General features: G+C 72.0%; 21 protein-coding genes. 2 read left to right on the forward strand and 19 right to left on the reverse strand.

The annotated features are described in order from the left end of the window. Nucleotides 1-42: 42 nt before the first annotated feature. From rpe to fmt, 3 genes are all read right to left on the reverse strand, one after another. Nucleotides 43-729: a ribulose-phosphate 3-epimerase gene (rpe, locus tag ACIQOE_RS30005; RefSeq protein ID WP_351320084.1), complete on the reverse strand. Its 687-nt coding sequence runs from the start codon at nt 727-729 to the stop codon at nt 43-45. 140 nt (nt 730-869) lie between these two features. Then, a complete protein-coding gene (locus ACIQOE_RS30010; RefSeq protein ID WP_351320086.1) occupies nt 870-2,297 on the reverse strand; it encodes a transcription antitermination factor NusB in 1,428 nt (475 codons plus the stop codon). Between the two features lie 85 nt (nt 2,298-2,382). Next, nucleotides 2,383-3,315: a methionyl-tRNA formyltransferase gene (fmt, locus tag ACIQOE_RS30015; protein WP_351320088.1), complete on the reverse strand. Its 933-nt coding sequence runs from the start codon at nt 3,313-3,315 to the stop codon at nt 2,383-2,385. 275 nt (nt 3,316-3,590) lie between these two features. Here fmt and ACIQOE_RS30020 point away from each other — a divergent pair, with 275 nt between their 5' ends. Continuing rightward, on the forward strand, nt 3,591-4,139 hold the full coding sequence (locus ACIQOE_RS30020) for a hypothetical protein (protein ID WP_365558144.1): 549 nt from the start codon (nt 3,591-3,593) through the stop codon (nt 4,137-4,139). Nucleotides 4,140-4,211: 72 nt separating this feature from the next. On the opposite strand, the gene ACIQOE_RS30025 is transcribed toward ACIQOE_RS30020, so the two are convergent. From ACIQOE_RS30025 to pyrR, 14 genes are all read right to left on the reverse strand, one after another. After that, nucleotides 4,212-6,389 carry a primosomal protein N' gene (locus ACIQOE_RS30025; RefSeq protein WP_401414824.1) on the reverse strand — a complete coding sequence of 726 codons (2,178 nt, stop codon included), beginning with the start codon at nt 6,387-6,389 and terminating at the stop codon, nt 4,212-4,214. 94 nt (nt 6,390-6,483) lie between these two features. Continuing rightward, nucleotides 6,484-7,692 carry a methionine adenosyltransferase gene (gene metK / locus ACIQOE_RS30030; protein ID WP_351320094.1) on the reverse strand — a complete coding sequence of 403 codons (1,209 nt, stop codon included), beginning with the start codon at nt 7,690-7,692 and terminating at the stop codon, nt 6,484-6,486. Between the two features lie 239 nt (nt 7,693-7,931). After that, the gene (gene coaBC / locus ACIQOE_RS30035) at nt 7,932-9,137 is read right to left on the reverse strand and encodes a bifunctional phosphopantothenoylcysteine decarboxylase/phosphopantothenate--cysteine ligase CoaBC (RefSeq protein WP_351320096.1); all 1,206 of its coding nucleotides are present in this window, start codon (nt 9,135-9,137) and stop codon (nt 7,932-7,934) included. A 116-nt stretch (nt 9,138-9,253) separates the two neighbouring features. After that, nucleotides 9,254-9,526, reverse strand: coding sequence for a DNA-directed RNA polymerase subunit omega (gene rpoZ / locus ACIQOE_RS30040; protein WP_039649019.1), 273 nt, complete (start codon nt 9,524-9,526; stop codon nt 9,254-9,256). A gap of 51 nt (nt 9,527-9,577) precedes the next feature. Beyond that, nucleotides 9,578-10,171 (reverse strand): guanylate kinase, encoded by a 594-nt coding sequence (gene gmk, locus ACIQOE_RS30045; protein ID WP_351320098.1) that lies wholly within the window; start codon nt 10,169-10,171, stop codon nt 9,578-9,580. Between the two features lie 60 nt (nt 10,172-10,231). After that, a complete protein-coding gene (locus tag ACIQOE_RS30050) occupies nt 10,232-10,555 on the reverse strand; it encodes an integration host factor (RefSeq protein ID WP_003977346.1) in 324 nt (107 codons plus the stop codon). Between the two features lie 266 nt (nt 10,556-10,821). Continuing rightward, nucleotides 10,822-11,667, reverse strand: a complete 846-nt coding sequence (gene pyrF, locus ACIQOE_RS30055) for an orotidine-5'-phosphate decarboxylase (RefSeq protein WP_351320100.1) — start codon at nt 11,665-11,667, stop codon at nt 10,822-10,824. Then, the gene (locus tag ACIQOE_RS30060; RefSeq protein ID WP_401414827.1) at nt 11,664-12,770 is read right to left on the reverse strand and encodes a quinone-dependent dihydroorotate dehydrogenase; all 1,107 of its coding nucleotides are present in this window, start codon (nt 12,768-12,770) and stop codon (nt 11,664-11,666) included. Before ACIQOE_RS30060 ends, pyrF begins: the two co-directional genes overlap by 4 nt. A 121-nt stretch (nt 12,771-12,891) precedes the next feature. Continuing rightward, nucleotides 12,892-16,203 carry a carbamoyl-phosphate synthase large subunit gene (carB, locus tag ACIQOE_RS30065; RefSeq protein ID WP_362643707.1) on the reverse strand — a complete coding sequence of 1,104 codons (3,312 nt, stop codon included), beginning with the start codon at nt 16,201-16,203 and terminating at the stop codon, nt 12,892-12,894. Beyond that, a complete protein-coding gene (gene carA / locus ACIQOE_RS30070; RefSeq protein WP_365573664.1) occupies nt 16,196-17,365 on the reverse strand; it encodes a glutamine-hydrolyzing carbamoyl-phosphate synthase small subunit in 1,170 nt (389 codons plus the stop codon). The genes carB and carA overlap by 8 nt, the downstream gene beginning before the upstream one ends. Further along, nucleotides 17,362-17,931 carry a hypothetical protein gene (locus ACIQOE_RS30075; protein ID WP_365573661.1) on the reverse strand — a complete coding sequence of 190 codons (570 nt, stop codon included), beginning with the start codon at nt 17,929-17,931 and terminating at the stop codon, nt 17,362-17,364. Before ACIQOE_RS30075 ends, carA begins: the two co-directional genes overlap by 4 nt. Then, nucleotides 17,928-19,214 carry a dihydroorotase gene (locus tag ACIQOE_RS30080; RefSeq protein WP_401414830.1) on the reverse strand — a complete coding sequence of 429 codons (1,287 nt, stop codon included), beginning with the start codon at nt 19,212-19,214 and terminating at the stop codon, nt 17,928-17,930. The genes ACIQOE_RS30075 and ACIQOE_RS30080 overlap by 4 nt, the downstream gene beginning before the upstream one ends. A gap of 5 nt (nt 19,215-19,219) precedes the next feature. Further along, nucleotides 19,220-20,200 carry an aspartate carbamoyltransferase catalytic subunit gene (locus ACIQOE_RS30085; RefSeq protein ID WP_365558127.1) on the reverse strand — a complete coding sequence of 327 codons (981 nt, stop codon included), beginning with the start codon at nt 20,198-20,200 and terminating at the stop codon, nt 19,220-19,222. A gap of 85 nt (nt 20,201-20,285) precedes the next feature. Further along, nucleotides 20,286-20,861 (reverse strand): bifunctional pyr operon transcriptional regulator/uracil phosphoribosyltransferase PyrR, encoded by a 576-nt coding sequence (gene pyrR / locus ACIQOE_RS30090; RefSeq protein WP_351320114.1) that lies wholly within the window; start codon nt 20,859-20,861, stop codon nt 20,286-20,288. A 254-nt stretch (nt 20,862-21,115) separates the two neighbouring features. Here pyrR and bldD point away from each other — a divergent pair, with 254 nt between their 5' ends. Then, nucleotides 21,116-21,619, forward strand: coding sequence for a transcriptional regulator BldD (gene bldD / locus ACIQOE_RS30095; protein WP_020938842.1), 504 nt, complete (start codon nt 21,116-21,118; stop codon nt 21,617-21,619). A 253-nt stretch (nt 21,620-21,872) separates the two neighbouring features. Here the strand turns inward: bldD and nusB are convergent, their stop codons facing one another. Both nusB and efp read right to left on the reverse strand, forming a co-directional pair. Further along, nucleotides 21,873-22,304 carry a transcription antitermination factor NusB gene (gene nusB / locus ACIQOE_RS30100; RefSeq protein ID WP_362643709.1) on the reverse strand — a complete coding sequence of 144 codons (432 nt, stop codon included), beginning with the start codon at nt 22,302-22,304 and terminating at the stop codon, nt 21,873-21,875. Nucleotides 22,305-22,306: 2 nt separating this feature from the next. Next, on the reverse strand, nt 22,307-22,873 hold the full coding sequence (gene efp, locus ACIQOE_RS30105) for an elongation factor P (RefSeq protein ID WP_351320118.1): 567 nt from the start codon (nt 22,871-22,873) through the stop codon (nt 22,307-22,309). Between the last annotated feature and the right edge of the window lie 9 nt (nt 22,874-22,882).

The following is a 22,882-nucleotide window of genomic DNA, read 5'->3' on the forward strand; positions in this document are numbered from 1 at the left end:
CAGTCGATCAGCCCTGATCGGAGCCGTTCACGTTCCCGTACCTCAGTGGTCGCACGCCCAGGACGCGGCAGCCGTGGCCGCCTCGGCCTGGGTGCGTAGTGCACGTACCGCCTCTGCCGGGTCGTTTGCCCCGTACACCGCGGAACCTGCCACGAAAACGTCGGCTCCCGCGTCCGCGCACCGCTCGATCGTCGCCGCCGAGACTCCGCCGTCGACCTGCAGCCACAGCTCCAGCCCGTGCTTGCCGATCAGCTCCCGGGTGCGGCGGATCTTGGGAAGCATGATGTCGAGGAACGCCTGACCGCCGAAACCGGGCTCCACCGTCATGATGAGCAGCATGTCCAGCTCGGGCAGCAGGTCCTCGTACGGCTCGATGGGCGTCGCGGGCTTGAGCGCCATGGAGGCGCGGGCGCCCTTCGCCCGGATCTCGCGCGCGAGCCGCACCGGGGCGGCCGCCGCCTCCACGTGGAAGGTGACGGACGAGGCACCCGCTTCGACGTACTGGGGTGCCCACCGATCGGGGGCCTCGATCATCAGATGGCAGTCCAGCGGGATGTCCGTGGCCCGGGCCAGGGACTCTACGACCGGCACACCGAGCGTGAGGTTCGGGACGAAGTGGTTGTCCATGACGTCGACGTGGAGCCAGTCGGCGCCTGCGACCGCCTCGGCCTCGTCCGCGAGGCGGGCGAAGTCGGCGGACAGGATGCTGGGGTTGATCTGCGCGGCCATGCGTCAAGCCTGCCATGCCCCGCCGGGGAGGGCCGCGTGGGGTTCCGGGGTGGTCGCGGCCGGGCCCCGGCCACCCGCCGGTGGGAGCTGATCGCGCCCCTTTCGGGGCGCTGCCCGACCGCGCCTCCCGGCAGGCGCCCTCAGCCGGTCCGCCGGATCAGAGCGAGATACATCGCGTCCGTGCCGTGCACGTGCGGCCACAGCTGGATGTCAGGGCCCTCGCCGAGGTCCGGGACGCCCGGCAGCAGCGGGCGCGCGTCCAGCAGCTCCGTCTCCGGGCGCTGCTTGAGCACGTCCTGGACCACCGCACGGGTCTCGGCGAGATGCGGCGAGCAGGTGGCGTAGCCGACGACACCGCCGACCCGCACCGAGTCGATCGCGGTGCGCAGCAGGGAGCGCTGCAGCGGGGCGAAGTTGTCCAGGTCCTCGGGCCGGCGGCGCCAGCGCGCCTCCGGGCGCCGCCGGAGCGCGCCCAGACCCGTGCAGGGGACGTCCATCAGGACCCGGTCGAAGGTGCCGGGACGCCACGGCGGCCGGGTGCCGTCGGCGGCGATGACCTGGTACGGCCCCGGATTGCCGTGCAGCGCCTTCGCCACCAGGCCCGCCCGGTGCGGCTGCTTCTCCGACGCGAGGAGCACCGCCCCGCGCTCCGCCGCGAGCGCCGCGAGCAGCGCGGCCTTGCCGCCGGGCCCGGCGCACCCGTCGAGCCAGGTGCCGTCCGGGCCGTCCAGCGGCGCGTTGGCGAGCGCGAGGGCCACCAGCTGGCTGCCCTCGTCCTGCACGCCGGCCCGTCCCTCCCGCACGGCCTCGACGGCGCCGGGCTCGCCGCCCTCGCTGAGCCGCACCGCGTACGGCGACCAGCGCCCCGGCACGGCCGCCTCCTCGTCGAGCAGTTCCGCGGTGGTGGCGCGGCCGGGCCGGGCCACCAGCGTCACCTCGGGCCGTTCGTTGTCGGCGGACAGCAGGTCCTCGATCCCGGCCCGGCCGCCGCCCAGCGAGTCCCAGAGCGCGGAGACGACCCACCGCGGGTGCGAGTGCACGACGGCGAGATGGTCCTCGGGGTCCTCGTCGTAGGGCGGCGCGACCTTCGCGAGCCAGCCGTCGAGGTCGTCCTGCGCGACCTTGCGCAGCACGGCGTTGACGAACTTGGCGCGGCCGTCGCCCAGCACCACCCGGGCCAGCTCCACGGAGGCGGACACGGCGGCGTGCGTCGGGATCCGGGTGCCGAGCAGCTGGTGCACGCCGAGGCTCAGCACGTCGAGGACCGGCGGGTCGACCTCGCGCAGCGGCCGGTCCACGCACGCGGCGATGACCGCGTCGTACGTCCCCTGCCGGCGCAGCGTCCCGTAGACCAGCTCGGTCGCGAGGGCCGCGTCCCTGCCGTCGAACCGGTCGGGGCCCTCCTTCTCGCGTGCCTTGCGCAGCAGCGGCGGCAGGACGAGGTTGGCGTAGGCGTCCCGCTCGTCCACGGCGCGCAGCGCCTCGAAGGCGAGGAGACGGACGGGGTCCTTCTGGGGACGGCGGTAGGGCTTGGCGGGCCGACGCGGCCCCCGGGACTGCTGGCTCACGAAAAAGGTGCTCCGGACATGGGAGAGGTGCGGCCTTCCAGCGTACGCCGGACGCCCCGGAAGGCCGCGGCCGGGAAGGGGCGGCTCAGTCGCCGAGGGTCTCGCCGGCGCCGATGCGCACGCCGCGCGCCCAGTCCGCCGCCCGCATCGGCTTCTTGCCCTGGGCCTGCACCCAGAGCAGCTCCACGGCGTACGAACCGGTCCCCACGTGCGCGCTGTTCTTGCCCACGGCGATCTCGGCCGGCGCCAGGTCGGTCCGCTCGGGCACCGGCGCGACCTGGATCAGCTTGAGCCGCTCCCCGCGGAAGGTGGTCCAGGCGCCGGGCGCGGGAGTGCAGCCGCGCACCACCCGGTCGACCCGCAGCGCCGGCGCCGACCAGTCGATCCTGGCGTCCTCGACGGTGATCTTCGGCGCGAGGGTGACACCGTCGGCGGGCTGCGGCACGGCCTTGAGCGTGCCGTCCTCGATGCCGTCCATGGTGGCGGCCAGCAGCCCCGACCCGGCGAACGCGAGCCGCGTCAGCAGGTCGCCGCTGGTGTCGGTGGGCCGCACCTCCTCGGTGACGGTCCCGTAGACGGGCCCGGAGTCGAGGCCTTCCTCGATCAGGAAGGTGGACGCGCCCGTGATCTCGTCGCCCGCCATGACCGAGTGCTGCACCGGAGCCGCCCCGCGCCAGGCGGGCAGCAGCGAGAAGTGCAGGTTGACCCACCCGTGGGCCGGCACGTCGAGGGCGACCCGGGGCAGCAGCGCGCCGTAGGCCACGACCGGGCAGCAGTCCGGCCCGATCTCCCGCAGCCGCTCCAGGAACTCCGGATCACGCGGCTTGAGCGGCTTCAGCACCTCGATGCCCGCCTCCATCGCCCGCTCGGCCACCGGAGAGGCGATCAGCCTGCGGCCCCGCCCGGCCGGTGCGTCGGGCCGCGTGACCACGGCGGCGACCTCGTGCCGCCCGGAGGCGATGAGGGCGTCCAGAGCGGGGACGGCGACTTCGGGGGTACCGGCGAAGACGAGCTTCATGGGCGAGTGAGGGCCTCTCGGACACGACGGACACGGGCGACACGCAAGTCTATGCCGCGCACCGCGCGCCGCCGACGGCGAACACCCCCGCCGACGGCACGGCCCCGGCCGACCGAACGGGCGGTGCGCGGGCGGAAGAACACGGCGTACGCATATGCCCACACGCCCCCACACCGTGACCAGCCGCGCGCCCACGCGTTGGTCAAGGAAGAGTTGACCACACCGGGCCGCTTGCGCGGCCCGTTCCTTTCAACGCCGGTTCGAGAGGCTTGTTCATGGCCGAGAACGCAACCCACGACGCCCAGGCCCGGGCCAGCCTGCACTTGTTGGTGCGGGACATCGAGCGGGTCCGCCGGCAGGTGGACGCACTGCGCACGCTCACCGCCCAGTTGGGCAACGTCTACCGCCCGCGCCGCTCCGGCCCCTCCACGGGCTTCGTCGTCTACGGACGCGCTCCCGCCCCGACGGTCCGCCTCGCCCAGGAGCTCCGGGACAGCGTCGAGACGCTGGTCACGGCCGCCGTGGACTTCGACCGCTCGCTGGGCTTCTCGTGGGACGCGGTGGGCTCCGCGCTCGGCGTGACCAAGCAGGCGGTGCACCGCCGTTACGGCGCCCGCCGCGCCGCGGCCCCGTCGGCGCCGGCCGCCGAGACCGAGCACGCCACCGAGCCGTCCGGCACCCGCACGCTGGACACGGTCCCGGCGCTGCCCACGGTCCCCACCGTCCCGGCCGCCCGCTCCATGCCGACCCAGCCGACCGCGGGCAGCCCGACCCTGCGCGAGGAGGTCAGGCCGACGGCCTTTCCCGGCCCGCGCAACGGCTGACCTCCGGACGCAGGCCCCGCCCGCCCTCCCGGCGTGCCTCCGGGAGGGCAGCCGCCCGCCCGGCCCGCGCCGTTACCCGATGTCGGGCGGATCGACCCGCACGCGCACGGCCTCGCCGTTCCCCCGTGCCATCCGCGCGGCCTGAGCCGCCTTCAGGGCGGCCGCCAGCGCGCCGCCGCTCCCCGGCGGCACCCGCACCAGCGCCCGCTCCCAGTGCTCGCCGGGCGGCGGCGCCCCGGCCCGCCGCGGTGCCCCGGCCCGTGCCACGGGCACCGGAACCGGCCCCAGCAGCTCCGCGTCCGGCGGCAGTTCGGCCGTCGCGAGGAACTCGGTGAGCGCCTCCGGCGGACCCGACACCGCCGCCATCCGCGACACCGGCGGAAAGCCCAGCTCGGCCCGCTCGGCGAGTTCGCGTACCGCGTGTCCGACGGGGTCCCAGCGCACCAGTGCCTGCACCGGCCGCAGCGTCGGCTCCGCGACGACGACCACGGTGCCGCCCGCGTCCTGCGGCCGCACCAGCGACCCGGCCGCGATCCACCGCCGCAGCGCGTCCTCACCGGCCCGCAGGTCGGGCCGTCCCAGCATCGCCCAGCCGTCCAGCAGCAGGGCGGCCGCGTAGCCGCCCTCGGCGACCGGCTCGGCGCCCGGTGTGCTCACCACCAGCGCCGGCGTCCCCGGGACCGTGTCCAGCACCTGTTCGCGCCCCGAGGTCCGTACGGGCACGGCGGGAAACGCCCGGCCCAGTTCCTCGGCGGTCCGCCGGGCACCGACCACCTGGGCCCGCAGCCGGAAGCCGCCGCACTCGGTGCAGTGCCAGTCGCTCTCGGCGCGCCCGCACCAACCGCACCCCAGCGCCCCGGCGTCCCGCGCCTCCAGCGGACCGGCGCAGTGCCGGCAGCGCGCCGGGGCCCGGCACCGGTCGCAGGCCATCCGGGGCACGTATCCCCGCCGGGGCACCTGCACCAGCACCGGACCGTGCCGCAGACCGTCCCGGACGGCCTGCCAGGCGAGGGTCGGCAGCCGGGCCGCACGGGCGGCCTCGTCCCGCGCGAGGTCGCCGTCGCCGACGGTCCGCACCAGCGGAGCGGCCCGCCGCACCTGCTCCCTGCCCGCCACCAGGGGCCGTGCCCAGCCGTTCTCCACGAGCTGCGCGGCCTCCACCGTGCAGCTCCAACCGCCCAGCAGGAAGCCGCACTTGTCCAGGGCGGCGCGCAGCAGCAGCACGTCCCTGGCATGCGGCTGGGGGGCGTGCTGCTCGCTGTGGCTGTCGTCCCCGTCGTCCCAGATCGCGACCAGCCCGAGGTCCCGTACCGGCGCGAACATGGCGGCCCGCGTCCCCACCACCGCCCGTACCGCGCCACGGCTGACGGCGAGCCACTGCGCGTACCGCTTCTCGGGCCCGGCGTCGGCCGTGAGCAGCGCGTGCCGCCCTTCGCCCAGGACCTCGGTCAGCGCCGCGTCGACCCGCGCCGCGGCCCGCCCGTCCGGTACGACGACCAGCGCGCCGCGTCCCGAGGAGAGCGTGGCGGCGACGGCCAGGGCGGTCTCCCGGCTCCATTCGGGCCCCGGCAGGGCGTTCCACACCGCACGCGGTGCGCCGCCGGAGGCCAGCGCCTCGACGAAGGCGGCGCCGTGTTCGTAGCGCGTCCAGGATCCGGCGCCGGGTGCCGGCGGGGGCGGCAGCGGGTCGGCGGACGGCCGCTTCTCCGCCCGCGCGCTGCGCGGCGGCACCGCCAGCTGCAGCACGTCGGCGAGGCTCCCCGCGTACCGGTCGGCGACGGACCGGGCGAGCCGCAGCAGTTCCGCGCTGAGCACCGGCTCGGGCGAGACCACCTGGGCCAGCGCGGCCAGCGGTCCCGCGTAGTCGGACTCGTCGAGCCGCTCCACGAGGAACCCGTCGATGAGCCCGCCGCCCTCGCGGCGCCCGTCCCGCACCCGGTGCCGGCCGGCCCCGAACCGCACCCGCACCCGCACTCCGGGCCGTGCGTCGGCGTCCAGTTCGGCCGGGACGGCGTAGTCGAAGTACCGGTCGAGATGGAGCACGCCCTTGTCCACGAGCACCCGGGCGACCGGCAGCCGCTCGGCGAGCGCGGCACCCCGCCAGGTCCGCGGCTTGGCGCGCGGCACCCTGGCCTCCCGGACGCTCTCCCGGATGAGCGCGAGCTGCTCCGGCGGCGCCCCTTCGGCGCCCCCGCCCCCGTGTTCGTCCTCGCTGCTCACACCTGCATTCCTACCAAACGCCTCTGACATCGGCCGCGTGTCCCGCGTCCCGGGCCCGAACGGCGTCGGCTCCCGTGCCCACCGGACGGTGGGCACGGGAGCCGACGCGCGTCGTGCGTGCGGATCAGAGGCCGGCGGCCTTGCGCAGGGCGTCCACGCGGTCCGTCTTCTCCCAGGTGAACTCGGGGATCTCACGGCCGAAGTGACCGTAGGCCGCGGTCTGCGCGTAGATCGGGCGCAGCAGGTCGAGGTCGCGGATGATCGCGGCCGGACGCAGGTCGAAGACCTCGTCGATCGCCTTCTCGATCTTCTCGGCGTCGATCTTGGCGGTGCCGAAGGTCTCCACGAACAGGCCGACGGGCTCGGCCTTGCCGATCGCGTAGGCCACCTGGACCTCGCAGCGGGAGGCCAGGCCGGCCGCGACGACGTTCTTGGCGACCCAGCGCATGGCGTAGGCGGCGGAACGGTCGACCTTGGACGGGTCCTTGCCGGAGAAGGCGCCGCCGCCGTGCCGGGCCATGCCGCCGTAGGTGTCGATGATGATCTTGCGGCCGGTCAGGCCGGCGTCGCCCATCGGGCCGCCGATCTCGAAGCGGCCGGTCGGGTTGACCAGGAGGCGGTAGCCCTCGGTGTCGAGCTTGATGCCCTCGTCCAGCAGGGCCTTGAGCTCGGGCTCCACGACGAACTCGCGGATGTCGGGGGCGAGCAGCGACTCCAGGTCGATGTCCGAGGCGTGCTGGCTGGAGACGACGACCGTGTCGAGGCGGACGGCCTTGTCGCCGTCGTACTCGATGGTGACCTGCGTCTTGCCGTCGGGCCGCAGGTAGGGGATGGTGCCGTTCTTGCGGACCTCGGACAGGCGCTTGGACAGCCGGTGCGCGAGGAAGATCGGCAGCGGCATCAGGGTCGGGGTCTCGTCGGTCGCGTAGCCGAACATCAGGCCCTGGTCGCCGGCGCCCTGCTTGTCGAGCTCGTCCTCGTCGCCCTCGACCCGGTTCTCGTACGCGCTGTCCACGCCCTGCGCGATGTCCGGTGACTGCGCGCCGATCGACACCGACACACCGCAGGAAGCGCCGTCGAAGCCCTTCTTGGACGAGTCGTAGCCGATGTCGAGGATCTTGTTGCGGACCAGCGTCGCGATGTCCGCGTACGTCTTGGTCGTGACCTCGCCGGCCACGTGCACCAGGCCGGTCGTGATCAGCGTCTCGACGGCGACCCGGGAGGTCGGGTCCTCGCGCAGAAGCGCGTCGAGAATGGTGTCGCTGATCTGGTCAGCGATCTTGTCGGGGTGACCCTCGGTCACGGACTCCGAGGTGAACAGGCGACGGGACACAACGCTCCCTGGGGTTGCAGCGGCTGCTGGCTGATCATTGGCGGACGACACGGGGAGCTGCGCCCGGCATCGTCCGAGAACAGTTTATCGGTCGTACCTTGCCCCAGGCCCACCTGTCTCGACACTCGGAAGTGCTGTGACCTGCGGCACGGGCATTCTGCCCAATGGGCGGCGGCGTTGAACAGGGCCCCCGCACCCTAATGTGGCGGGCGGGAAAGTTGACAGACGGCCGGAAAAAGTTAACCCAATCGGGCCGCGGCCAGATCCCACACGATGTCGGCGAGGGCCTCCTTGGGCCCGTGCGGCACCGGTGTCTCGCTGCCGTCGGCGCCGAGCACCACGGCCTCGTTCTCCTCGGAACCGAAGGTCTTGCGCTCGCCCACCTCGTTCACCACGAGCAGGTCGCAGCCCTTGCGGACCAGTTTGGCGCGGCCGTTGGCGAGGACGTCGTCGGTCTCCGCGGCGAAGCCGACGATCACCTGTCCGGGCCGCGCCCGGTCGGCCGAGATCTCCGCGAGAATGTCCGGATTCCGCACCAGGACGATCGGCTCGGGCTCCTGTCCGTCCTTCTTCTTGATCTTCCCGGCCGCGTAGACCGCGGGGCGGAAGTCGGCGACGGCGGCGGCCATGACCACGGCGTCGGCGTCGGCGGCCGCCTTCAGCACGGCCTCCCGCAGCTGCACGGCGGTGCCGACCGGGACGACGTCCACGCCGGCCGGGTCGGGCAGACCGGTGGTGTTGGCGGCGACCAGCGTCACCCGGGCGCCGCGGGCGGCGGCGGTGCGGGCGAGGGCGTAGCCCTGCTTGCCGGAGGAGCGGTTGCCGAGGAAGCGGACCGGGTCCAGGGGCTCGCGGGTGCCGCCCGCGGAGACGACGACGTGCCGGCCGGCCAGGTCGGGCTCGCGCACGCCCCGCGCGAGGACCCGGCGGCAGGCCTCGAAGATCTCGCCCGGGTCGGGCAGCCGGCCCTTGCCGGTGTCGACGCCGGTGAGCCGGCCGACGGCCGGTTCGACGACGACGGCGCCGCGGCGGCGCAGGGTGGCCACGTTCTCCTGGGTGGCCGGGTGCTCCCACATCTCGGTGTGCATCGCGGGCGCGAAGACGACCGGGCAGCGGGCCGTGAGGAGGGTGTTGGTCAGCAGGTCGTCGGCGAGGCCGTGGGCCGCCTTGGCGAGCATGTCGGCGGTGGCGGGAGCGACCACGACCAGGTCGGCGTGCTGGCCGATCCGGACGTGCGGGACCTCTTCGACGTCGTCCCAGACCTCGGTGGAGACGGGGTGGCCGGAGAGGGCGGACCAGGTGGCGGCACCGACGAAGTGCAGCGCGGAGGCGGTGGGCACGACCCGGACGTCGTGGCCCGACTCGGTGAACCTTCTCAGCAGCTCGCAGGCCTTGTAGGCGGCGATCCCGCCGCTGACCCCCAGGACGACCTTCGGCTTGTCCACGTCACTCCCCGCACTCGGCTCCCGCACACCGGCTCCGGCGTACGACTCCATCTCACACCACAGGCCCGGCAGTCGGCTGCCGGGCCTGTGGATAAGTCAACCGCAGTGCGAAGGTACTACTGCGCCGGGCCCTCGATGGCCTCGGAGGTCAGCAGACCCGCGTTGATCTCGCGGAGGGAGATGGAGAGCGGCTTCTCGTGGACGTGGGTGTCGACGAGCGGACCGACGTACTCCAGGAGACCCTCGCCGAGCTGCGAGTAGTACGCGTTGATCTGACGGGCGCGCTTGGCCGCGTAGATCACGAGGCTGTACTTCGAGTCGGTGGCCTCGAGGAGCTCGTCGATCGGAGGGTTGATGATGCCCTCGGGCGCGGTGATGGAAGAGGACACGCTCTGCCTTCCGATGGATGGGAAAGATTCAGTCTGAATGATCAGCGACGATCACACAACGTCCATCAAGGCTAGCAGCTCGCGCGCCACGTCCTCGACGGAGGTGTTGACCAGGGTCTCGTCGAACTCGGGCTCCGCGGCCAGCTCGATCTTGGCGGCGTCCAGACGGCGTGCGATCACCTCGGGCGGCTCGGTGCCCCGTCCGGTGAGCCTGCGCACCAGTTCCTCCCAGGAGGGCGGGGCCAGGAACACGAGCCGGCCGTCCGGCATGGACTCACGGACCTGGCGGGCGCCCTGGAGGTCGATCTCCAGCAGCACCGGCACGCCGGACTCCAGGTGCTCCAGCACCGCCTGGCGCGGGGTGCCGTAGCGGTTGCCCGCGAACTCGGCCCACTCCAGGAGTTCGCCGTTGGCGATGAGCTTGTCCATCTCCTCGTCGGAGACGAAGAAGTACTGCACTCCGTGCTTCTCGCCGGGGCGGGGCTTGCGGGTGGTCGCGGACACCGAGAGCCAGACCTCGGGGTGTTCCTTGCGCATATGGGCGACGACCGTGCTCTTGCCGACCCCGGAGGGGCCGGAGAGCACGGTCAGCCGCGGACGTACGTCCGGGGGCTCGGGGGTCGTCCCCCGGAATGTTGCAGCCATGCAGCGATTATTCCAGCAATCGCGGACTGCCCGGGACGGCCGTCCCGGACTGCCCGGTGATCAGGAGCCGGTGCTGCCGAACTCGCGCTCAAGGGACGCGATCTGGTTGGAACCGAGACCACGCACCCGACGGCTCTCGGAGATCCCGAGTCGCTCCATGATCTGCTTGGCGCGGACCTTGCCCACGCCCGGCAGGGACTCGAGCAGGGCGGAGACCTTCATCTTGCCGATGACGTCGTTTTCCTGGCCCTGCTTGATGACCTCGTGGAGAGAGGCGCCGGAGTGCTTGAGTCGATTCTTGACCTCGGCCCGCTCCCGGCGAGCCGCGGCGGCCTTTTCGAGCGCGGCTGCGCGCTGTTCAGGGGTAAGGGGCGGAAGAGCCACGCCTACGTCACCTCGGATGTCGATCTGTCGGATACGGACCGGTGAGGAACCTAGTCGCCCCACACCTGGGGAGCTACGAGCAACACGCTTGCCCGTGACTCTGCTCGGAGACTAGCGGGCAAGTCCGCCGGAGTCAGCGAGAACAGCGGAAAAGTCCTGGTCAGCCTCCGTGAGGCCAGACTTTTCGGACATAATGCCCCGGATTTGAGGGTGTATTCACGCTCGGCGAAACGCCGGAGCGCTCGCCGAGCCCCTCATCTCCGTCCTCAGCCACCTGCGACGACGTCCCTGATCTCGCCCGCGAACCGCTCGGCGGCCGCCCTGAGGGCCCCGGCATCGGGACCGTGACGCAAAACACCTCGGCTCACGTTTGGAACCACGTTGCGCACCGCCGCCCCGAACACCGAGGGGAGATCCGCCGCCGTCGCACCCTGGGCACCGACGCCCGGCGCGAGCAGCGGACCGTTGATGTCGAGGTCGTACGACGAGAGGTCGCCGACCGTGGCGCCGACCACGGCGCCGAAGGAGCCCAGCGGCTCCTCCCCGGTGTTCTCGGCGGCGAGGTGGGCCAGCATGGTCGCGCCGACCGTCCGGCCGTCGCCGCGCACCGCGTGCTGCACCTCCGCGCCCTCCGGGTTCGAGGTCAGCGCCAGCACGAAGAGGCCGGCCCCGCTCTCCCTGGCCAGGGCGACGGCCGGGCTGAGCGATCCGTAGCCGAGGTACGGCGAGACCGTCAGTGCGTCGGAGAACAGCGGCGCGTCCTTGCTGAGGAAGGCCTCCGCGTACCCGGCCATGGTGGAGCCGATGTCGCCGCGCTTGGCGTCCATGACGACCAGCGTCCCGGCCTCCCGCGCCTCCCGCACCACCCGCTCCAGGACGGCCACCCCGCGCGAGCCGAACCGCTCGAAGAACGCGCTCTGCGGCTTCATGACCGCGACCCGGTCGGCCACCGCCGCCACGACGGTGCGGCTGAACCGTTCGAGTCCCGCCACGTCGTCGTTCAGACCCCACTCGGAGAGCAGCGAGGCATGCGGGTCGATGCCGACGCACAGCGGACCGCGCTCGTCCATGACACGGCGCAGCCGGGCGCCGAAGGGCTCCAACGGGCTCATACGGTCTTCCTCACATCGGCGCCGACCGCGTCGGCGAGCGTGGCGTACGGGCTGGTGCGCAGGCGGGCGGCCAGCCCCTTGTGGACGGCGCGGCACCAGAACGGCCCCTCGTAGACGAAGGCGCTGTAGCCCTGGACCAGCGTGGCACCGGCCAGGATGCGCTGCCAGGCGTCCTCGGCGTTCTCCACGCCGCCGACGCCGACCAGGACGATCTCGTCGCCCACGCGCGCGTACAGCCGCCGCAGCACCTCCAGGGACCGCGTCTTCAGCGGCGCCCCCGAGAGTCCTCCGGTCTCCGCCACCAGCTCGGCGCCGGAGCGCAGCCCGAGGCCCTCGCGCGCGATGGTGGTGTTGGTCGCGATGATGCCGTCGAGTCCCAGCTCGACGGCCAGGTCCGCGACGGCGTCGACGTCCTCGTCGGCGAGGTCCGGCGCGATCTTCACCAGCAGCGGCACCCGGCGGTTGGCCGCGACCCGGTCGGCCGCCTCGCGCACGGCCGTCAGCAGCGGACGCAGATGGTCGACGGCCTGGAGGTCGCGCAGGCCCGGCGTGTTCGGCGAGGACACGTTCACGACCAGGTAGTCGGCGTACGGCGCGAGCCGCTCGGCGGACTTCACGTAGTCGCGGACCGCCTCGGCCTCCGGTACGGCCTTGGTCTTGCCGATGTTGACGCCGACGACGGTCCTGAAGACGGGCTCACGGGTCGCCAGCCGGGCGGCGACGGTGAGCGAGCCGTCGTTGTTGAAGCCCATGCGGTTGATCAGCGCGCGGTCGGCCACCAGCCGGAACATGCGCTTCTTCGGGTTGCCCGGCTGCGCCTCGCCGGTCACGGTGCCGATCTCGACGTGGTCGAAGCCGAGCATCGCCATCCCGTCGATCGCGACGGCGTTCTTGTCGAACCCGGCCGCGAGCCCGAACGGCCCGTGCATCCGCAGCCCGAAGGCCTCGGTGCGCAGCTCCTTGTAGCGGGGCGCGAGCGCGGCGGCGACGAAGGTGCGCAGCACGGGCACGCGAGCGGCCAGCCGGATCCACCGGAAGGCCAGGTGGTGGGCGGCCTCGGGATCCATCCGCCGGAAGACGAGCTGGAAGAAGATCTTGTACATCGACTGTCCTCATACGGAGGGGGGACGCCGTCTCCGGTGTCCCCCCTCAGCCGAGCGCCCCTGAGGGGCGCGGGGAACTGCGCGACCGGTCACGACCGGCCCGCAGTCTCACGGCGACCTTTCAGTCCCGAGCCGCGGTCAGCACCTGCGCGTGCTCCTGGAGCGACCGCACGCCCACGCCTCCGTGGTTGAGCGCGTCGATCCCCTGCACGGCCGCCGCCAGCGCCTGAACGGTCGTCAGGCAGGGCACCGACCGGGCCACCGCGGCGGTCCGGATCTCGTACCCGTCCAGGCGACCCCCCGTGCCGTACGGGGTGTTGACGATGAGGTCGACCTCGCCGTCGTGGATGAGCTGGACGATCGTGCGCTCGCCGTTCGGTCCGATGCCGTCCGACTGCTTGCGGACCACCGTGGCGTTGATGCCGTTGCGCTTGAGCACCTCGGCCGTGCCGGACGTGGCCAGCAGCTCGAAGCCGTGGGCGACCAGCTCGCGCGCCGGGAAGATCATCGAGCGCTTGTCGCGGTTGGCGACCGAGATGAAGGCGCGGCCCTTGGTCGGCAGCGGCCCGTAGGCGCCGGCCTGCGACTTGGCGTACGCCGTGCCGAAGACCGAGTCGATGCCCATGACCTCGCCCGTGGAGCGCATCTCCGGGCCGAGCACGGTGTCCACACCGCGCCCCTGGATGTCCCGGAACCGCGACCACGGCATGACCGCCTCCTTGACGGAGATCGGCGCGTCGAAGGGCAGCTCGCCGCCGTCGCCGCGGGCCGGCAGCAGGCCCTCGGCACGCAGTTCGGCGACGGTCGCGCCGAGTGAGATCCGGGCCGCGGCCTTCGCGAGCGGCACCGCGGTCGCCTTGGAGGTGAAGGGGACGGTGCGGGACGCGCGCGGGTTGGCTTCCAGGACGTAGAGGATGTCCCCGGCCATCGCGAACTGGATGTTGATCAGGCCGCGGACGCCGACGCCCTTGGCGATGGCCTCCGTCGAGGCCCGCAGGCGCTTGATGTCGAAGCCGCCCAGCGTGATCGGCGGCAGGGCGCAGGCCGAGTCGCCGGAGTGGATGCCGGCCTCCTCGATGTGCTCCATGACGCCGCCGAGGTAGAGCTCCTCGCCGTCGTAGAGGGCGTCGACGTCGATCTCGATCGCGTCGTCGAGGAACCGGTCGACGAGCACCGGCCGGGACGGGCTGATCTCCGTCGACTCGGCGATGTAGGAGGCGAGGCGGGTCTCGTCGTAGACGATCTCCATGCCCCGGCCGCCGAGGACGTACGACGGCCGCACGAGGACCGGGTAGCCGATCTCGTCGGCGATGGCCTTGGCCTCGGCGAAGGTGGTGGCGGTGCCGTGCTTGGGCGCCGGCAGGCCGGCCTCCGCCAGGACCCGCCCGAACGCGCCCCGGTCCTCGGCCGCGTGGATGGCCTCGGGGGACGTGCCGACGATCGGCACGCCGTTGTCCTTCAGCGCCTGCGACAGGCCCAGCGGGGTCTGTCCGCCCAGCTGCACCACCACGCCGGCGACCGGTCCGGCCTGCTGCTCGGCGTGCACGATCTCCAGCACGTCCTCCAGGGTGAGCGGCTCGAAGTACAGCCGGTCGGAGGTGTCGTAGTCGGTGGAGACGGTCTCCGGGTTGCAGTTGACCATCACCGTCTCGTACCCGGCGTCCGACAGCGCGAAGGAGGCGTGCACGCAGGAGTAGTCGAACTCGATGCCCTGGCCGATGCGGTTGGGTCCGGAGCCGAGGATGATGACGGCCGGCTTCTCGCGGGGCGCGACCTCGGTCTCCTCGTCGTAGGAGGAGTAGAAGTACGGCGTCCGGGCGGCGAACTCGGCGGCGCAGGTGTCGACCGTCTTGTAGACCGGGCGGACGCCGAGGGCGTGCCTGACCTCGCGGACGACGTCCTCGCGCAGGCCGCGGATCTCGCCGATCTGCTGGTCGGAGAAGCCGTGTCGCTTGGCGTCGGCAAGCAGGCCGGGGGTGAGTTCGGCGGCGGCCGCCAGCTCGTCCGCGATCTCCTTGATCAGGAACAGCTGGTCCACGAACCACGGGTCGATCTTCGTGTAGTCGAAGACCTCCTCGGGGGTGGCGCCGGCGCGGATGGCCTGCATGACGGCGTTGATCCGGCCGTCGGTGGGCCGCACCGCCTCGCGCAGCAGGGTCTCCTTGTCGCCGGGGTCGCCGACGAAGGTGAACTGGCTGCCCTTCTTCTCCAGGGAGCGCAGCGCCTTCTGGAAGGCCTCGGGGAAGTTGCGGCCGATGGCCATCGCCTCGCCGACCGACTTCATGGTCGTGGTCAGCGTGGAGTCGGCCTGCGGGAACTTCTCGAACGCGAACCGCGGGGCCTTGACGACCACGTAGTCGAGCGTCGGCTCGAAGGAGGCCGGGGTCTCCTGCGTGATGTCGTTGGGGATCTCGTCGAGGGTGTAGCCGACGGCCAGCTTGGCGGCGATCTTGGCGATCGGGAAGCCGGTCGCCTTGGAGGCGAGCGCGGAGGACCGCGAGACCCGCGGGTTCATCTCGATGACGATGACCCGGCCGTCCTCGGGGTTCACCGCGAACTGGATGTTGCAGCCGCCGGTGTCCACGCCGACCTCGCGGATCACGGCGATGCCGATGTCCCGCAGGATCTGGTACTCGCGGTCGGTGAGCGTCATGGAGGGGGCGACGGTGATCGAGTCGCCGGTGTGGACGCCCATGGGGTCGAAGTTCTCGATGGAGCAGACGACCACGACGTTGTCGTGCTTGTCGCGCATCAGCTCCAGCTCGTACTCCTTCCAGCCGAGGATGGACTCCTCCAGGAGCACCTCGGTGGTCGGCGAGAGGGTCAGGCCCTGGCCCGCGATGCGGCGCAGTTCCTCCTCGTCGTGGGCGAAGCCGGAGCCGGCGCCGCCCATGGTGAAGGAGGGACGCACCACGACCGGGTAGCCGCCGCCGAGCTCCTCGACGCCCGCGATGACCTCGTCCATGGTGTGGCAGATGACGGAGCGGGCCGACTCGCCGTGGCCGATCTTGCGGCGGACCTCCTCCACGACCTCCTTGAACAGGTCGCGGTCCTCGCCCTTGTTGATGGCCTCGACGTTGGCGCCGATCAGCTCGACGCCGTACTTGGCGAGGACGCCGTTCTTGTCGAGCGAGATGGCGGTGTTCAGGGCCGTCTGGCCGCCCAGGGTGGGCAGCAGGGCGTCGGGGCGCTCCTTGGCGATGATCTTCTCGACGAACTCGGGCGTGATCGGCTCGACGTACGTCGCGTCGGCGATCTCCGGGTCGGTCATGATCGTCGCCGGGTTGGAGTTGACGAGGATGACCCGCAGGCCCTCGGCGCGCAGCACGCGGCAGGCCTGGGTGCCGGAGTAGTCGAACTCGGCGGCCTGGCCGATGACGATCGGGCCGGAGCCGATGACCAGGACGGACTGGATATCGGTGCGCTTAGGCACGCTGGCCCTCCATCAGAGAAACGAAGCGGTCGAACAGGTAGGCGGCGTCGTGCGGGCCGGCTGCCGCTTCGGGGTGGTACTGGACGGAGAAGGCCGGCTGGTCGAGCAGCTGCAGCCCCTCCACGACGTCGTCGTTCAGGCACACGTGCGAGACCTCGGCGCGGCCGAACTTCGTGTCGCTGACCTGGTCGAGCGGGGCGTCCACGGCGAAGCCGTGGTTGTGCGCGGTGACCTCGACCTTGCCGGTCGTACGGTCCTGGACCGGCTGGTTGATGCCCCGGTGGCCGTACTTCAGCTTGTAGGTGCCGAAGCCGAGCGCGCGGCCGAGGATCTGGTTGCCGAAGCAGATGCCGAACAGCGGGGTCTTCCGCGCCAGGACGGCCGTCATCAGGGCCACCGGCCCGTCGGCCGTGGCCGGGTCGCCGGGGCCGTTGGAGAAGAACACGCCGTCCGGGGAGAGCGCGTACACGTCGTCCTCGGTGGCGGTCGCGGGCAGCACATGCACCTCGATGCCGCGCTCGGCCATCCGCTGCGGGGTCATGCCCTTGATGCCGAGGTCGACGGCGGCGACGGTGAACCGCGCGCTGCCGATCGGGACGGCTTCGCCGTCGGGGCCGACGGCGGGGACGACGTACGCCTCCTTGGTCGCGACCTCCTCGTAGAGGCTCGCGCCCTTCATGTGCGGCTGGGCCTGCACGCGCGCGACCAGCTCGGCGTCGGCGGCGATCGCCTCGCCCGAGAAGATGCCGGAGCGCATCGAGCCGCGCTCGCGCAGGTGGCGGGTGAGGGCACGGGTGTCGATCCCGGAGATGCCGACCACGCCCTGGGCGACCAGCTCGTCGTCCAGGGAGCGGCTGGCGCGCCAGTTGGACGGCACGCGCGCGGGGTCGCGCACGACGTAGCCGGAGACCCAGATGCGGCTGGACTCGTCGTCCTCGTCGTTCCAGCCGGTGTTGCCGATCTGCGGGGCGGTGGCCACCACGATCTGGCGGTCGTAGGAGGGGTCGGTGAGGGTCTCCTGGTAGCCGGTCATGCCGGTGGAGAACACGGCCTCGCCGAAGGTCTCCCCCACGGCCCCGTAGGCGCGGCCGCGGAAGATGCGGCCGTCCTCCAGGACGAGTACGGCGGGAGCCTGGCCGGCTCCCCTGGTGGAGGTCGTCATCGTTCGGCGCCTTCCGTGCTGGGTGTCTTGATCATGGAGTTGATGGCGTCGACCCACTCGGCGTGCTCGGCCGCGTGGTCCGAGCGGAATCCGGAGTCGATCAGCCGGTCGCCGTGCTGCCAGGTCACCACGAGCAGTCCGCCCTCGGTGAGGACCTTGCCCGCGATGCCCTTGCCGAGCAGGGCCTCGCGCAGTGCGGCGGCGGGGATGAAGAAGTCGCTCGCCCCGGGGCGTACGACGTCCAGGCCCGCGTCGGTCAGGGTGAGCTCGGCCCGGCTGCGGGAGCCGAGGCCGCGGGCCACGATGCGGTCCAGCCACTGCCCGGCGGTGGTGGAGCCGTGGTAGCGGCCGCTCATCGTCAGTCTCGCCGGGCCCGGGTCGTCCGGCGCGTCGGGCAGCTCCGGCAGGTCGCCCTGGAGGGTGCCGCGCCACTTCCAGCCCTCGCGCATCAGCCAGTAGACGAGCGCGACGAACAGGGCGAGGCCGACCAGCCAGCCGATGCGGGCGGACCAGTCGGTGACCGCGGCCGACTTCTTGTCGTCGGCCAGCAGGATCAGAGGTGTCACGTCAGCTTCCCGTCCACGAGCGTCGCCTTGCCCCGCAGCCACGTGTGGGTGACACGGCCCGGCAGCTCGCGTCCCTCGTACGGGGTGTTGCGGCTGCGCGAGGCGAAGCCCGCGGGGTCCACCGGGCCACGGTATTCCGTGTCGACGAGGACGAGGTTGGCGGGCTCACCAGCCGAGACGGGACGGCCGTGACCGGCGGCCTGCCCGATCCGGGCGGGCTTGAAGGACATCCGGTCGGCGACGCCGGCCCAGGTCAGCAGGCCGGTGTCCACCATGGTCTCCTGGACCACCGACAGCGCGGTCTCCAGGCCCACCATGCCCATGGCGGCCGCGGCCCACTCGCAGTCCTTGTCCTCGTGCGGGTGCGGGGCGTGGTCGGTGGCGACGATGTCGATGGTGCCGTCGGCGAGCGCCTCGCGCAGGGCCAGGACGTCGCGCTCGGTGCGCAGCGGCGGGTTGACCTTGTAGACCGGGTTGTAGGACCGCACCAGCTCCTCGGTGAGGAGCAGGTGGTGCGGGGTGACCTCGGCGGTGACGTCGATGCCGCGGGACTTGGCCCAGCGCACGATCTCCACCGAGCCGGCGGTCGAGAGGTGGCAGATGTGGACGCGGGAGCCGACGTGCTCGGCGAGCAGGACGTCCCGCGCGATGACCGACTCCTCGGCGACGGCCGGCCAGCCGCCGAGTCCCAGCTCCGCGGAGACGACGCCCTCGTTCATCTCGGCGCCCTCGGTCAGCCGCGGCTCCTGCGCGTGCTGGGCGACGACTCCGCCGAAGGCCTTCACGTACTCCAGGGCCCGGCGCATGATCACGGCGTCGTCGACGCACTTGCCGTCGTCGGAGAAGACGGTGACCCCGGCGGCCGACTCGTGCATGGCCCCGAGTTCGGCGAGCTTCTTGCCCTCCAGGCCGACGGTGACGGCGCCGATGGGCTGGACGTCGCAGTAGCCGTGCTCCTGCCCGAGCCGGTAGACCTGCTCGACCACACCGGCGGTGTCCGCGACCGGGAAGGTGTTGGCCATGGCGAACACGGCGGTGTACCCGCCGCTCGCGGCCGCGCGGGTGCCGGTGAGCACGGTCTCGGAGTCCTCGCGGCCGGGCTCGCGCAGGTGGGTGTGCAGGTCGACCAGGCCCGGCAGCAGCACCTTGCCCGCGGCCTCCACGACCTCGCCGCCCTCGGCGGACAGCCCGCTGCCCACCGCCTCGACGGTCTCGCCGTCGATCAGGACGTCCTGCGGGTCACCGCCGAGCACCTTCGCACCACGGATCAGGATCTTGCTCATGGGTGTTACTTCTCCTCGGTGGTGCGGGCGGGGCTGACGGCGGGTTCGTTGCCGCCGAGCAGGAGGTAGAGGACGGCCATCCGGATGGAGACTCCGTTTGCGACCTGCTCGACCACGGTGCAGCGGTCGGAGTCGGCGACCTCGGCGGTGATCTCCATGCCGCGGACCATCGGGCCGGGGTGCATCACGATGGCGTGCTCGGGCATCCGCGCCATGCGGTCGCCGTCGAGGCCGTACCGCCGCGAGTACTCGCGCTCGGTCGGGAAGAACGCGGCGTTCATGCGCTCGCGCTGGACGCGAAGCATCATCACCGCGTCGGACTTGGGCAGGACACCGTCGAGGTCGTACGACACCTCGCAGGGCCAGTTCCCGACGCCGACCGGCACCAGGGTGGGCGGGGCGACCAGGGTGACCTCGGCGCCGAGGGTGTGCAGCAGGTCGACGTTGGAGCGGGCGACCCTGCTGTGCAGGACGTCGCCGACGATCGTGATGCGCCGGCCGGCCAAGTCCTGCCCGATCCCGGCGTCCCGGCCGACGAGCCGGCGGCGCATGGTGAAGGCGTCCAGGAGGGCCTGGGTGGGGTGCTGGTGCGTGCCGTCGCCCGCATTGATCACGGCGGCGTCGATCCAGCCGGAGTTGGCCAGGCGGTAGGGGGCTCCGGAGGCGCCGTGCCGGATGACGACGGCGTCGACGCCCATCGCCTCCAGGGTCTGGGCGGTGTCCTTCAGGGACTCGCCCTTGGAGACGCTCGACCCCTTGGCGGTGAAGTTGATGACGTCCGCGGACAGCCGCTTCTCGGCGGCCTCGAAGGAGATCCGGGTCCGGGTCGAGTCCTCGAAGAAGAGGTTGACCACGGTGCGGCCGCGCAGGGTCGGCAGCTTCTTGATCGGCCGGTCGGCGACCCGGGCCATCTCCTCGGCGGTGTCGAGGATCAGGACGGCGTCGTCGCGGGTGAGGTCGGCGGCCGAGATGAGATGACGCTGCATCTGTCAGGCTCCGTAGGGAAGTTCACATACTGGGAGATTACGGGCGAGGGCGGGCGCACCGGTGCGGTGCGGGTCCGCGGGCTCGCTACTGGGCCGGCTTCACACCGAGCAGGACGGTGTCGCGACCGTCCTCCTCGGCGAGCAGGACCTTGACCGTCTCCCGCAGCGACGTGGGGAGGTTCTTGCCGACGTAGTCGGCGCGGATGGGCAGTTCACGGTGGCCGCGGTCGACGAGGACCGCGAGCTGGACCGCGCGCGGGCGCCCGATGTCGTTCAGGGCGTCCAGGGCGGCGCGGATGGTGCGGCCGGAGAACAGCACGTCGTCGACGAGGACGACCAGTCTGCCGTCGATGCCGTCACCGGGGATCTCGGTGCGGGCCAGCGCACGCGGCGGGTGCATGCGCAGGTCGTCGCGGTACATGGTGATGTCGAGCGAACCGACGGGCATCTTGCGGTCGGTGATCTCCTCCAGCTTGGCGGCGAGCCGCCGGGCGAGGAAGACACCGCGGGTCGGGATGCCGAGGAGCACCACGTCGTCGGCGCCCTTGGCGCGCTCGACGATCTCGTGGGCGATGCGGGTGATCACCCGCGCGATGTCGGGCCCTTCGAGAACGGGCCGGGCATCGGATGCCTGAAGCTCAGGCCTGACCTGCTTGTCCATACGAAACGGACCTCCTTCTCCGCCTCACGGGACGGACCTTAAAGGACGTCGGATTTGCGCCATCCACCGTATCAGGTGCCGTACGGGCCCCCTGTCACCCCCTTGGCCCAATCGGTGCCCACGACCACGGAAGAGTCGGTGCGGACCATTCGGCTTGACGCGAGAGAGTAACGCTGCGTAACCTCACAGTGAGTTACCAGCCGCGCGGCGGGAACCCAAGGCCGGCCGCGTCGACACAGTGTCCGGGGAGCTATATGTCCAGCGAATACGCCAAACAGCTCGGGGCCAAGCTCCGGGCCATCCGCACCCAGCAGGGCCTTTCCCTCCACGGTGTCGAGGAGAAGTCCCAGGGTCGCTGGAAGGCCGTGGTGGTCGGTTCGTACGAGCGCGGCGACCGTGCCGTGACCGTGCAGCGCCTTGCCGAATTGGCGGATTTCTACGGGGTGCCGGTGCAGGAGCTGCTTCCTGGCACCACCCCCGGCGGTGCCGCCGAGCCCCCGCCGAAGCTGGTCCTGGACCTGGAGCGACTGGCCACCGTGCCGGCCGAGAAGGCAGGCCCGCTGCAGCGCTACGCGGCCACGATCCAGTCCCAGCGCGGTGACTACAACGGCAAGGTGCTGTCGATCCGCCAGGACGACCTGCGCACGCTCGCCGTCATCTACGACCAGTCCCCCTCGGTCCTGACCGAGCAGCTGATCAGCTGGGGCGTGCTGGACGCGGACGCGCGCCGCGCGGTCGCGACCCACGAGGACGCCTGACCCCACAGCGCTTGAGCAGAAACGTGCCGCCGGGGCGGCCGGAACTCGACGGTTCCGGCCGCCCCGGCGGCTTTTCCGCCTTCGGGCCGGGCGGGAGGGGCGGGCGGGAACCCCTGGGGGCGCGCGGGAGCGCGCGTGACAGGCCGCAGGAGCCCCGCTGGCGCCCTCTGGGCGCACCACGGGCCCCACTGGGCACAGACATGCCGGAGGGCCCGCAGCAGGCGCGCTGCGGGCCCTCCGGCATGGTGTCGGCTCACGCCTCCCGGCGCAGCGACGGCTTCAGCTCCTTCAGCCGTCCCAGCAGTCCGTTCACGAACGACGGCGACTCGTCCGTCGAGAACTCCTTCGCCAGCTGCACCATCTCGTCGAGGACGACCGCGTCCGGGGTCTCGTCGACCCAGATCAGCTCGTACGCCCCGAGGCGCAGGATGTTGCGGTCGACCACCGGCATCCGGTCGAGCGTCCAGCCGACCGCGTACTGGGCGATCAGCTCGTCGATGCGCCGCGCCTGCTCGGCGTAGCCCTCGACCAGCTGCATCGTGTACTCGCTCACCGGCGGCTGCCGGGTGTCCTCCCGGGAGAGCCGGATCCAGTCGGCGAGGACGGTCAGCACGTCTGCCCCGCGCTGGTCGCCCTCGAAGAGGATCTGGAAGGCGCGCTTGCGGGCCGTGTTGCGGGCAGCCACGGTTAGCTGTTCACCCGGCCGAGGTAGTCGCTCGTACGGGTGTCGACCTTGATCTTCTCACCGGTGGTGATGAAGAGCGGGACCTGGATCTGGTGGCCGGTCTCCAGGGTCGCCGGCTTGGTGCCGCCGGTGGAGCGGTCGCCCTGGACGCCCGGCTCGGTCTCCTGGATGACCAGCTCGACGGCGGCCGGCAGCTCGACGAAGAGCACCTCGCCCTCGTGGCGGGCGACGGTGGCCTCGAAGCCCTCGATCAGGAAGTTCGCGGCGTCGCCGACGGTCTTCCGGTCGATGTGCAGCTGGTCGTAGGTCTCCATGTCCATGAAGACGAAGTACTCGCCGTCCATGTACGAGAACTGCATGTCGCTCTTGTCGACAGTGGCCGTCTCGACCTTGACGCCGGCGTTGAAGGTCTTGTCGACCACCTTGCCGGACAGCACGTTCTTCAGCTTGGTGCGCACGAAGGCCGGGCCCTTGCCGGGCTTGACGTGCTGGAACTCGACGACGGACCAGAGCTGGCCGCCTTCGAGCTTGAGCACCAGGCCGTTCTTGAGGTCGTTCGTGGAAGCCACGGTTGCGGA

It is taken from the genome of Streptomyces sp. NPDC091282, from assembly GCF_044757385.1.
GTDB lineage: Bacteria > Actinomycetota > Actinomycetes > Streptomycetales > Streptomycetaceae > Streptomyces > Streptomyces gramineus.